The sequence below is a fragment of the Mesocryomonas lacus genome (assembly GCF_055730105.2).
This window is the reverse complement of sequence record NZ_JBUZWF020000003.1, coordinates 748,951-761,083: the sequence shown is the minus strand read 5'-3', so window position 1 is coordinate 761,083 and position 12,133 is coordinate 748,951. Positions and strand designations below refer to the sequence as shown.

10 protein-coding genes are annotated in these 12,133 nt (G+C 68.6%); 8 read left to right on the top strand and 2 right to left on the bottom strand.

The features are described from left to right. Positions 1–18 precede the first annotated feature (18 nt). The 5 genes from ACZLZQ_RS13280 (at position 19) to ACZLZQ_RS13260 (ending at position 5,236) form a co-directional block, all read left to right on the top strand. Positions 19–894 (top strand): polysaccharide deacetylase family protein, encoded by an 876-nt coding sequence (locus ACZLZQ_RS13280; RefSeq protein WP_472949745.1) that lies wholly within the window; start codon positions 19–21, stop codon positions 892–894. Positions 895–959: 65 nt separating this feature from the next. Further along, entirely contained in the window at positions 960–1,286 is a 327-nt protein-coding gene (locus tag ACZLZQ_RS13275; RefSeq protein ID WP_472949744.1) for a hypothetical protein, read from the top strand. After that, complete coding sequence (locus tag ACZLZQ_RS13270) at positions 1,283–2,416, top strand: CobW family GTP-binding protein (protein ID WP_472949743.1); 1,134 nt, start codon at positions 1,283–1,285, stop codon at positions 2,414–2,416. Before ACZLZQ_RS13275 ends, ACZLZQ_RS13270 begins: the two co-directional genes overlap by 4 nt. 132 nt (positions 2,417–2,548) lie before the next feature. Then, a complete protein-coding gene (locus ACZLZQ_RS13265; protein WP_472949742.1) occupies positions 2,549–3,433 on the top strand; it encodes a sugar phosphate isomerase/epimerase family protein in 885 nt (294 codons plus the stop codon). Between the two features lie 153 nt (positions 3,434–3,586). After that, positions 3,587–5,236: a dihydroxyacetone kinase subunit DhaK gene (locus ACZLZQ_RS13260; protein WP_472949741.1), complete on the top strand. Its 1,650-nt coding sequence runs from the start codon at positions 3,587–3,589 to the stop codon at positions 5,234–5,236. A 77-nt stretch (positions 5,237–5,313) separates the two neighbouring features. On the opposite strand, the gene ACZLZQ_RS13255 is transcribed toward ACZLZQ_RS13260, so the two are convergent. Then, positions 5,314–7,557 carry a glycoside hydrolase family 3 N-terminal domain-containing protein gene (locus tag ACZLZQ_RS13255; protein WP_472949740.1) on the bottom strand — a complete coding sequence of 748 codons (2,244 nt, stop codon included), beginning with the start codon at positions 7,555–7,557 and terminating at the stop codon, positions 5,314–5,316. 356 nt (positions 7,558–7,913) lie between these two features. Here ACZLZQ_RS13255 and ACZLZQ_RS13250 point away from each other — a divergent pair, with 356 nt between their 5' ends. After that, on the top strand, positions 7,914–9,389 hold the full coding sequence (locus ACZLZQ_RS13250) for a hypothetical protein (RefSeq protein ID WP_472949739.1): 1,476 nt from the start codon (positions 7,914–7,916) through the stop codon (positions 9,387–9,389). A 193-nt stretch (positions 9,390–9,582) separates the two neighbouring features. Further along, a complete protein-coding gene (locus ACZLZQ_RS13245) occupies positions 9,583–10,848 on the top strand; it encodes a hypothetical protein (RefSeq protein ID WP_472949738.1) in 1,266 nt (421 codons plus the stop codon). 111 nt (positions 10,849–10,959) lie between these two features. Here ACZLZQ_RS13245 and ACZLZQ_RS13240 read toward each other — a convergent pair whose 3' ends face one another. Next, complete coding sequence (locus ACZLZQ_RS13240) at positions 10,960–11,385, bottom strand: organic hydroperoxide resistance protein (RefSeq protein WP_472934027.1); 426 nt, start codon at positions 11,383–11,385, stop codon at positions 10,960–10,962. 198 nt (positions 11,386–11,583) lie between these two features. Here ACZLZQ_RS13240 and ACZLZQ_RS13235 point away from each other — a divergent pair, with 198 nt between their 5' ends. Further along, positions 11,584–12,039: a MarR family winged helix-turn-helix transcriptional regulator gene (locus ACZLZQ_RS13235; RefSeq protein WP_472949737.1), complete on the top strand. Its 456-nt coding sequence runs from the start codon at positions 11,584–11,586 to the stop codon at positions 12,037–12,039. The last annotated feature ends 94 nt before the right edge of the window (positions 12,040–12,133 follow it).

Below are 12,133 nucleotides of genomic sequence, written 5' to 3'. Positions count from 1 at the left end.
CATCAGAAGGAGACCGTCATGGCAAAAGAGATTCTCTGCGGCTTCGGGGTCGACGTCGACGCGGTCGCAGGCTGGCTCGGTTCCTATGGCGGCGAGGATTCGCCAGACGACATCTCGCGCGGTCTGTTCGCCGGCGAGGTCGGCTCGATGCGCCTCCTGAAGCTGTTCGAGCGCTTTGGCATCAAGACCACCTGGTTCATCCCTGGCCACTCCATCGAGACTTTCCCGAAACAGATGCAGGCCGTCGCCGATGCCGGCCACGAGATCGGCATCCACGGCTACACCCACGAAAACCCGATCGCGATGACCCGCGAGCAGGAGATCGAGGTGCTCGACAAGTGCATCGAGCTCGTCACCAAGCTCTCGGGCAAGCGGCCGACCGGCTATGTCGCGCCTTGGTGGGAGTTCTCGACCGTCACCAACGAGCTCCTGCTCGAGCGCGGCATCAAGTACGACCACTCGCTGATGCACGACGACTTCACGCCCTACCGGGTACGCGTCGGCGATAGCTGGACCAAGATCGACTATGCCGGCAAGCCGTCGGACTGGATGGTGCCGCTGCAGCGCGGGCACGAGACCGACCTCATCGAGATCCCCGCCAACTGGTATCTCGACGACCTGCCGCCGATGATGTTCATCAAGAAGGCGCCGAACAGCCACGGCTTCGTCAACCCGCGCGACATCGAGCAGATCTGGAAGGACCAGTTCGACTGGGTCTACCGCGAGATGGACTATGCGGTGTTCCCGATCACCATCCATCCCGACGTTTCCGGTCGTCCGCAGGTGCTGTTGATGCTGGAGCGGCTGTTCGACTACATCAAGGGCCACGAGGGCGTGCGCTTCGTCACCATGGACGAGATGGCCGACGACTACGCGCGGCGCTTCCCGCGCTGAGGATTGGCGTCCCGGGCCGACCTGCGCTGCCCGCCCTCCCGATGCCACCGGCGAAAGGCTCTCTCATGTGTTCTCTCTGCGGTGTCCTCGGTGTCGAGAACCACTGGAGCGACGCGGTCGTGCGCCCCGGCGTGTTCTCGCGCAACGACGCGCAGCGCACCCGCCGGCTCGAGCGGGCGCGACGCATCCGCGTCGCCAACGCGGTGCTCGCCGCCTATCGGCTTAGCCTCACGGACTGGCAGGGCCGCGCCTACCTGCTCTCGACCGCTACGGGCAAGACCGAGGTGATCGAGACGCTGGCGCATCTCTGGCCGGCGGCCGAGCGCCTCTCCGGTCGCAGCTTCGACCCGCTCGACCCCGATTTTCTCGCTCGCCTGAGGCCGGCCGCATGATTCCGGTCAACCTCGTCACCGGCTTCCTTGGCGCCGGCAAGACGACGCTCCTGCGCCGGCTGCTGCAGGACCCCTCGCTCGCCGGCGCCGCCCTGCTGATCAACGAGTTCGGCGAGGTCGGGCTCGACCATCACCTGATCGAGCGGATCGACGAGACCACGGTCCTGCTGCAGTCCGGCTGCGTCTGCTGCACCATCCGCGGAGAGCTTTCGGCGGCGATCCGCGACCTCTTCTCCAAGCGCGAGCAAGGGATTGTCCCCGCCTTCGACCGGCTGGTGATCGAGAGCACTGGCCTTGCCGACCCGTTCCCGATCCTCTCCACCGTCCGCGCCGATCCCGTCCTCAGCCACCACTTCACCCTCGGCAATGTCGTGACGCTGGTCGACGCGGTGAACGCCGAGAGCCAACTCGCTCGCTACCCCGAATGCGCCCGCCAGATCGCCAGCGCCGACCGTCTGGTGATCAGCAAGACCGACCTCGTCTTGTCCGCCGACAGCCATCGCCTCGCAGCGCGTCTCACAGCGATGAACCCGGCCGCCGTGCTCCTCGACGCGCACGCGCCCGACTGGACCGCCGCCTTCCTGATGGTCGAGGACACCGCGTCGCCGGCGCCAAGAGAGGCCCCACTTCACGCCAGCCATGGGCATGTCGATCATCTCGCCGCCCACCCTCGCCCTGCAGCCATACAGGACGAAGCGGATCACGCGCACGGCGGAGCGGACCCCGCGCAGGACGCCGCGGACCACGCGCACCATGCGCGTCACGGCAGCCATGATGCGAACCGCCACGGCGACAGCATTTACGCCTTCGCGCTGACCGTCGCGGAGCCGCTCGACTGGACGAGCTTCGGCATCTGGCTGACCATGCTGCTGAACCGCCACGGCAAGTCGGTGCTGCGGGTGAAGGCGATCCTCAACCTAGTCGGCGAGGACAGGCCGGTGGCCGTGCACGGCGTCCAGCACCTCGTCCATCCCCCCGTGCACATGGCGGCCTGGCCGAGCGAGGACCGCAGCTCGCGGCTCGTCTTCATCGTCGACGGCCTGGAGGAGAGCGCCATTCGCGCATCGCTCGTGGCTTTCGCAGCGCTCGTCCCGCCGGCTTTGGCGAGCGGCGTCGCCATCGCAGTTTAGACGGCGCCGCCTGAAGCAGCAGAGGCGCCGGTGGCCGAACGGTGCCGCTGGCTGCCGCTGCCGGCATCTTGACTTTGAGTCCCCGCCGGCCTCTGTCCGATTTATCAATCTTAATGATTTTTCGGAGGGTGCATGCGTCGCCTCGGAATCCATTCGTGCTGCTGGACAGCCGGATCCACCCAGGAAGATGTCGAGAAGGCGATGGAGGCTTCGACCGAATGCGGCTTCCGGCTGATCGAGCTGGCCTATCTCCCGGCGGATCGGTTCGACCTCGACCGCCTTGCCCGGAGGGCCGCTTCGCTGGACCTCGGCATTGCCGTCTCCCTCGGCCTGCCGGAACAATGCGACGTCTCGAGCGAGGATCCGGACGCGGTGCAGCGGGGCGAGGCTCTCCTTGCCGACGTCGTGGCGGCAACGCGCGACCTCGGCGGCACGACGCTCGGTGGCATCCTCTATTCCGCGCACCGGAAATACGCCTCTCAGCCGAGCGCAGCCGGCCGCCGGAACGCCATCGCCGCCATCGCGAGAACGGCGGACCTCGCCGACGCGGCCGGCGTGGGCCTGGTGCTGGAAGTCGCCAACCGGTTCGAGACGAACCTCCTTAACACCGCCGCGCAAGGCCTCGCCTTCATCGCCGCCACCGGCTCCGACACGCTGCGGCTGCATCTTGACACCTTCCACATGAACATCGAGGAGGCCAATCCGGCCGCGGCCATTCGCCTTGCGGGCGACAGGCTCGGCTACCTCCACATCGGCGAGAGCAACCGCGGCCATCTCGGCGACGGCGTCGTCGATTTCGACGGGATCTTCGATGCGCTGCTCGACATCGGCTATGCCGGCGACATCACCTTCGAGTCCTTCTCCAACGCGGTCGTCGATCCCGCCATGGCGATCGCCTGCGCGGTCTGGCGCAACACCTGGACGGACGACAGGGCGCTCGCCCGTCACGCCAAAGCGTTCATCGACATCCGCCGCGTGGAGGCCGAACGCCGCCGGGAGACCGTCCGCCGTCCCTGACGGTGGAGCGCTTCGCTGGCTCTTGACCGGGCATCTTGCGCAATGCCGGTCGCTCGGGCTTGATCACGGCCGATGAATGCCAGGCCGGTGCGGCCCGCCCGGCGGGCGGGCGCGGCGGCCCCGGCGGGTGCCCCTCCTGTGAAGGCCGTTTCAATGCCCCTGAAGAGCTTCCTCAACAGCCGCCAGACCATCGTCACCGACGCGATCGACGGCTTCCTGATGTCGTCGGCAGCGAGCGGTCTTTGCCGCCTCGACGCCTTCCCCGACATCAAGGTGGTGCTGCGCGAGGGCTGGAACAAAAGCCGCGTCGCCCTCGTCTCGGGCGGCGGCTCGGGCCATGAGCCGGCGCATGCGGGCTTCGTCGGCGAAGGTCTCCTCACCGCCGCGGTCTGCGGCGAACTCTTCGCCTCGCCGAGCGTCGATGCCGTGCTGTCGGCGATCACCGCCGTCACCGGCGCGCCGGGCTGCCTGCTGATCGTCAAAAACTACACCGGCGACCGGCTGAATTTCGGTCTCGCGGCCGAAAAGGCGCGGGCCATGGGCCTCGCCGTCGAGATGGTGATCGTCGGCGACGACATCGCCTTGCCAGATGCGCCGCAGCCGCGCGGCATTGCCGGCACGCTCTTCGTGCACAAGCTCGCGGGTGCGGCGGCGGCCAGCGGCCTGCCGCTCGCCGAGGTCGCGGCGCGGGCACGGGATGCGGCCGACCACGTCCGCTCGCTCGGGCTCTCGCTGACGAGTTGCAGCATGCCCGGCGCCGGGCCGGCCGAGCGCATCGCCGCGGGCAAGGCCGAGCTCGGCCTCGGCATCCACGGAGAGCCCGGCAGCCAGACGATCGATTTCGCCACCGCCGACGTGCTGGTGGCCGACGTCGCCGACCGGATCCTCGCAACCCTGCCGAAGGACGCGCGCATCGCGTTGATGGTCAACGCACTCGGCACGGTGCCGCCGCTCGAAATGGCGGTGGTGATGCAAGCCGTGTCCCGCTCGCCGCTGGCCGGCGTGACCGACTACGTCGTCGGACCCGGCCCGCTGATGACGGCGCTCGACATGCACGGCTTCTCGCTTTCCGCCCTTATCCTCGACAATGCCAGGCTGGAAGGCCTGCTCGCGCCCTCTAACAGCGCCGGCTGGCTGGCGGCGCGGCCTTTCACGCGGCCGAGCGTCATCGCGGCCCCGTCGATCGGCAGCCCGCAGGCGGTCGCCGCATCGGACGATCCGCTGGCACGCCAGGCGATCACGCTGTCGGCGTCCCTCTTCCAGGAGATCGCAGGCGAGATCGATGCGCTCGACGCCAAGGTCGGCGACGGAGACACCGGCACGACATTCGCCGCCGCGGCGGCCGCCGTAGCCCAGCAGATCGACGCGCTGCCGCTGGCGGACGGCGCGTCCCTCCTCGGCGCGATCGGCGATCTCCTGGCGCGCGCGGCCGGCGGCAGCAGCGGCGTGCTGCTCGCGACCTTCTTCACCGCCGCCGGCAGCGCGTTTGCCGTCCAGCCCGATTGGCCCAGCGCTTTCGCGGCAGGGCTGCAGCGGATGCAGGACTATGGCGGCGCCAGCGTCGGCGATCGCACGATGATCGACGCGCTGGCGCCGGCCCTCGCCGTGCTGACGTCGGGCGGAACGCTCGCCGACGCAGCGGCGGCTGCGCGGACAGGCGCCGACGGTACGGCAGCGCTCGGCAAGGCGAAGGCTGGACGCTCCGCCTACGTTCCGTCGCAGAACCTCATCGGCACGGCCGATCCCGGCGCCGAGGCGATCGCCCGCCTGTTCGAGCGCCTGGCGGGTGCTTTGGCGAACTGAGGAGCTGACGAGGGCGGCATGGACTCAGGCATCCAGCATTGAAGCGCTTCATGCCGCCCTCATCGAGCGTCCTCTTTTCAGTCGAGGGTAAAGCTTCTGAGTTCGCCATTCACGGAACTGGAGGCGACCCACAGATCGAAGTCACCGGGCTCGACGACCCAGCCGTCCCCGCCCCAGAAACGCAGATCATCGCGCGTCAGCACAAAACGGACCGGGGCGGACTGTCCGGGCTCGAGGGCGATCCGCTGAAAGCCCTTCAGCTGCCGCACCGGGCGCGTGCGGCTGGCGACGCGGTCGCGGATGTAGAGCTGTACGACCTCCGCCCCTGCCCGCGACCCGTGGTTGGTGACGACCGCCGTCACCTCGAGGCTGTCGCCCATCCGGTCGGGGACGGCGATGTCGCCGATCACGAAGCGGGAATAGGTGAGACCGTGTCCGAAAGGGTAAAGCGGCTCGTTGCGAGTCTCCCGGTAGCGCGCCCGGTATTCCTGCGGGCCGGCCGGGTTGGCGGGGCGGCCCGTCGTCTTGTGGTCGTAGAAGAAGGGCTGCTGGCCGATCTCCTGGGGGAAGCTGACGGACAGCTTGCCGGAAGGGTTGACGGTGCCGAACAGCACGTCGGCGATGGCGTGTCCGCTCTCCGAGCCGAGGAACCACGTCGCCAGGATCGCCGGCGCCGCCTGCACCGCGCCCGAAAGGACGAGCGCCCGTCCATGCCGCAGGAGGACGACGAGCCGCGGGTTGACGGCGGCAACCGCCTCCACCAGCGCCATCTGCGCTGCCGGGATGGCGATGTCGGTCCGCGACTGCGCCTCGCCGGACATCCACTGGCTCTCGCCGATCGCCAGCAGCACCAGGTCCGCGGAGCGGGCCGCCGCGACGGCTTCGGCGATGCCGCCATCGACCGGCTCCTCGACGCCGGAGCCGCGGACGACGTCGATCTCCAGCCCCCGGGCGCGGAGGCCGTCGGCGATCGAAGCATTGAGGTTGCGGTCCGCCATGAAAGCCCAGGTGCCGACGACATTGTCGCGGTCCTCGGCGAAAGGCCCGATCAGCGCGATGCGCCCCGGCTGCGGGCCGAGCGGCAGGAGGTCCCCTTCGTTCTTCAACAGGACGACGGAGCGTCCGGCGGCCTCGCGGCTGAGACGGCGGTGGGCCGGCGTCGCCACGCGGCTGCGCTCGGCCTCGTCGTCGATTGAGCGGTAGGGATCGTCGAACAGGCCGACCGCCTCCTTCAGCGCGAGCACCCGGCGCACCGCCTCGTCGAGACGCGCCATCGGCACCACCCCGGTCTCGACCAGGTCCGGAAGCCAGCGGTTGAAGAGGTCCGACTGCATCGACATGTCCATGCCGGCGAGGAACGCCTTGGCGGCGGCATCGCGCCCGTCGGCGGCATAGCCGTGCCCCATCAGGTCCTCGTCGGCCCCGTAGTCGCCGACCACCAGGCCGCCAAAGCCCCATTCGCCGCGCAGAAGACCGGTCAACAGCCGGGCATTGCCGGAGGACGGGATGCCGTCGACGTCGTTCAACGCGGACATGATGGTCGCCACCCCCGCATCGACCGCGGCCTCGAACGGCGGCAGATGCACCTCGTGCAACGTGCCCGGCGAGATTTCCGTGAAGTTGTACTCCATGCCGCCGGATACCGCGCCATAGGCAGCAAAGTGCTTGGCACAGGCGGCAAGGCTGTCCGGGCTGGAAAGGCGCGATCCCTGAAAACCCCGGACACGTGCGACCGCGAGCCGGGCGCCGAGGTAAACGTCCTCGCCCGAGCCTTCCGCCACCCGTCCCCAGCGCTGATCCCGCGCGACATCGACCATCGGCGCGAAGGTCCAGTGGATGCCGAGCGCCGTCGCCTCTTCTGCCGCGGCGCGCGCCGTCCGCTCGGCAAGCGCGGGATCGAAGGCGCAGGCCTCGGCCAGCGGCAGCGGGTAGATCGTCCGGAGGCCGTGGATGACGTCGGCGGCAAAGATCAGCGGGATCTTCAGCCGCGACTCCTCGGCGGCCGCCCGTTGCGCGACGCGAGCGCCCGCGGCGCCAACGCCGTTGAACAGCATGCCGATCTCGCCGCGGCGGATCCGGGCGAGCTGCTCGGCGGCGCCGCCCACCGGCAGGTCCGGGTTGAAGGCGACGCCGCTCGGCCGAATCTGGTCGGAGAAGCAGGAGAGCTGGCCGGCCTTTTCCTTCAGCGTCATCTCGTCCAGCAGCGCAGCGATGCGGTCGGAGGGCGCTGGCGCAGCGCGCCCCGGCACGGCCAGCAGCGATAAGCCCGCCAAAGCGGCGGTACCTTGCAGGACGTCGCGGCGGGAGGGGTGACGGGCCATGGACAAGACTGCGTTGGTTGCGGGATCGGCTGAAAACGGGCGCCGGGAGGGGTGCGGTACGAAGACGTCGACCCGATGGCGGAGCAGCCGCTTCACTGCACCCTCCGTGCCCGCTCGGCAACAGGCCCGCCTCCATCCTTATGCGATGCAGCATTTTAGGTGATTGTTAACCCAGAACGACGCAAGTTCGCGGGCCTGACTATCACGGCACAATGCGATGCCGCCCCCGGTTCACCAAGGGAACGATGTCGATGCCAACCCGTCCCCGGTCTCTGATCGCCTGCCTCTCCGCCGCCCTTGCGCTCGCATTCCCGATCGCCCCCGCGCCGGCAGCGCCGGCCACCGGAGTCATCTCCATGACGACGATCCCGTGGACCCGCGACGGTGCCACGCGCCGGCCGGCAGAACCCGTGCTGACGATGACGCAGCTGACGCCGTACCGCGTCTACCAGCGCAGCACCAAGACAGGCGGTGCCGCCGGCAAGGGCGAGGGAACGATCGCCATCCCCGTCACGCTGACCGCCGACGCGCGTCTCGTCGAATGCCGGCTGCGCGATGCAATGGCCGAGGGAAACCCGGTGCTGACGGGATGGACGGCCGCGCCGATCCAGGTCGCGTCCTCGGGCGCCTTCGTGTCCTGCCAGGGCGTTCCGGCCGACCAGAAGCAGTATCTCGTCGATCTCCGCTGCAACCGCGACGACAAGCACGTGCAGCTCGGCCGCAGCCCGGTGATGATGGGCCGCCTCATCGTCCACTGGGGGCAGAGCCAGGCGAACCAGTTCATGACCGCGGCCGGCACGCCGCCGGTTCTGGCGCCCGCGACCTCGGCTTATCTGCGCCACGGCAAATGGGCGGAAATTCCGAAGAACGCGCTCGGCCTCAACCCTTTCCTCTACATGGAGGGGCTCGCCAACCGCGTCGCCGTCGGCGTGGTCGCGCATGCCGTGGACAACTCGGTCGTCGCCTCCTGGCTGCCGGCGACCGGCACCAACTATCCCGGCCTGATCGACCAGGTCGAGCTCGCCGGCGGCTTCGAGGCGATGGACCAGTACATCGGCGGTTCGGACCTCGGCGCCGCCACCGATCCGGAAGCCTTCATCAAGATGAAGCGCACGATCATCCGCGACCTGCAGGACCGGTTCAACCCGATCTGGGGGCGCAACACCGAGCTGGTGATGACCGCGACGACCGTCCGCCGGGCCAATGACCGGCATGGCGCCAGCGCCGTCGAGGCGCAGCAGGCGGCCGAGCGACGGCTGGCCGCAGAGCTCGGCGGCGCCTATTACGAGGGCTGGGACATCGACATGATGGCGAACGACACCGTCCACCATGCCGCCACCGGCAATCCGGCCTACGGCTTCGGCCTGAGCCGCGCGTTCACGGCGCTGCGGACCCGCAATTCCCTGTCGGCCGGCCCGGTCATCCGCTCGGCCACGATGGCGGGCGCGGCGATCATCCTCGCCGTCGACATGCCGCCGGGCAGCGGCAAGCTGCGGCTGACCGGCAATCCGGTCTCGCGCTTCACCGCCTATCCCGCCGGCAAGACGTCGACACCGCTGGAAATCTCGGCCGTCCGCGCCGATGCCGGCCAGATCGTGTTGACCTTGGCCTCCCAGCCCAAAGGCGATGTCGACATCTGGCTGCACCGCTTCCCCGATCCCGGCCCAACCCTTTCAGCCGATGTCGTTCGCGACAGCTATACCGCCGACGGCGCCCCCTATGGCCGCCTCCTGGAGCCGACCGTCGGGGCCCCGGTCACGGCCGACAACCCCGTCCAGGCCGTCGTCGCAGCCGCGAAGACCGGCGCCGCCGAACTCACCGCGCAGCCTTGATCGGGGGCCTGTCGGGCAGACCTCGGGGTCGATGTTCCGGGCTCGGTCTTGAGAAAGCCCACAAGGCGCCGTCAAAGGCACGATCCTTTCGCCGCCGGCGGTGACCGCGCAGCTGCCGGCCTCTTGACCTGCCTCCCCCGCCTGCCAGCGCGTACCGCCGGCAGCGCCGTTGATCCTGTTAAGGCCCTGCCTTTTGTTCCCGCGTCCCCCCCTCGTTCCGCATCCCGTATCCGCTGCCGTTCGCCCCGCTGCACCTTCGGCGACCGGCGTTGCGGTTGACGACGGCCGGGTCGCGGCCGACGCCGCCGGACAGATCCGGTCGCGGGTGGTGCTGCACTTCCCCGGCTTCGAGCCGCTCACCGCCGCGCAGCACCACGAGCGCTACCGCCGCGCTGCCGCGCTGAGCGCAAAACCCTGGCGACTGGACCTAACGGTGCACCCGCTCGAACGGCAGAACGCCGGCGCGGTCTTCGGTGTCGACTGCGCGACAGAGGCGGGAACCGTTACCAGCCGCATCCATCTCTTCGATCACCACGCCATGGTAAGCCTTCTCTCGAGACGGCCGGTGTGGCGCCGCCTTGCGTCGGGCCTTGCGAGCGCGGCAACCGTCACTATGCGCGGCGGTACGCACCGCTACTTCCTCTGTGCCTGGCGTTTCGGACTGTTCTTCCTGTTTCCGTTCGTGCTGATCGCGGCGGTAGCCGGTGTCAGCCTCGCCGCCATTTTCGTCGCCACACGTTTCGGCCACCTCGCTGGAGCGATCGTTGCGCTTGTAGCGGTCATCGCCCTGTTCCAGGTCTGGCGGCCGCTGCTGCGGCGCGTGCACGTGCCGCTGCTCCTGGCCAACTGGAAGTTCGCGCTGATGATGGCCGGCCCGCTGGACCGGGTATCGCAGGACTGGCTGCAAGGTCTCGTGCGGACGGCGCGGGCCGCCTTCGACGGCGAAGCGGACGAGTACGTCATCACCGCCCACAGCATGGGTGCCAACATCGCCGTGCAGGTGATCGGCTCACTGCTGGAAGAGGAGCCGGGGCTCTTCGACGGCAAGCGCGTCGTCTTCGTGACCATGGGCGGCGCCGTGCTGCAATGCGCGCTCGTCGGCGGCGCCGACCAGATGCGCGCGCGGGTGGGCACCATCGCCCGGCAAGAGAACCTCGACTGGATCGATGTCCAGTGCCTCGTCGACCCCGTCAGCTTTTACCGCAGTGACGTCGTGCGGGCGGCGGGCCATCCCGGCGCGCGGCCGGCGCGCATCGTCTTCATGCGGATCCGGAAGATGGTCTCGCCCGAGCGCTACCGGAAGATGCGCGGCAATTTCCTGCGGGTTCACCGGCAGTACGTGCTCGGCTCAGACACCCGGCACGGGTTCGACTTCACCTACCTGACGGCCGGACCGGAAACCGCCGCCGCAGCGGGGCAATGGACAGGGCGGACTGCCTCACCGGCCGGCGCTCAATAACGGTCAGTTCGTTTTGACGCGTCTCCGAAAGGCGGGCAAACGAAAACGGCCATGCCGACCCCGAAGGGACCAGCATGGCCGAACAGGTTCCGGAGGCCGGAACGGCAGCGATCAGGCGAGCGTCAGGCCGACGTCGACATTGCCGCGGGTGGCGTTCGAATAGGGGCAGACCTCGTGGGCCGCCTGCATCAGGCGCTCGCCGGCCTCGCGCTCGACGCCCGGCAAGGTCGCCGTCAGCGCCGCGGTGATGCCGAAGCCGCCTTCCGAGCGCGGGCCGAAACCGACTTCGGCGGTGACGGTTGCGTCGTTCGGAACCTTGACGCCGACCTTGCCGGAAACGGCCTTCATGGCGCCGAGGAAGCAAGCGGAATAGCCCGCAGCGAACAGCTTCTCGGGATTGGCACCCTCGCCGCCCGGGCCGCCCATCTCCTTCGGCACGACCAGCTTGACGTCGACCGAACCGTCGTCGGACTTGGCGGAGCCGTCGCGGCCGCCGGTGGACGTCGCAGTGGTCTTGTAGATCACGTTAACGGACATGGTCATCTCCTCGTTGGGGCTGCGGCGCGCCGGAGCGTTCCCGTCGGCGGCAGCACATTTATCGCGGAAACATTTGATGCGATAAATGATGTCTACGACGATCTGACGGTCCTGTCCAGCCATACCTCGCGTATATAATAGTTATCGCGATAATTTTTTGGACGTGCTAGAATTTCCGGGTATTCCGGGAAAGACGACATGGCCAAGCTTCCACCTGACCTCCAGCTCGACGATCACCTCTGCTTCGCCCTCTACGGCGCCGCCATGGCGGTGAACCGCGCCTACAAACCCCTGCTCGATCAGCTCGGCATCACCTACCCGCAATACCTCGTGCTGGCAGCGCTGTGGGACCGCGACGGCCAGGCGATCGGCGAGATTGCCGACCGGCTGGCACTGGAGCCCAGCACGATCACGCCTCTGGCCAAGCGAATGGAGGCAGCGGGTCTGATCGTGCGCCAGCGCAATCCGCGCAACGAACGCCAGGTTGTGGTCAGCCTGACCGAAGTCGGACGCGCGCTTCGCCAACGCTGCAGCTGCCTCGGCGAAACGCTTCTTGTCGCTTCCGGCCTGTCGTTCGAGCAACTGCTCGGCTTCAAGGAGGAAGTGCGGGCGTTTCGCGATGCCGTCGCCGCATCCTTGCCCCCATCGGCGTGAGATCGGTCGTCCTTTGCCGTTATGGCGAGCGGAAGACGACAGACACAGGCCTCCCCATGACCGGCACCCGCGCAGCGTGTTTCACGAAATTGCC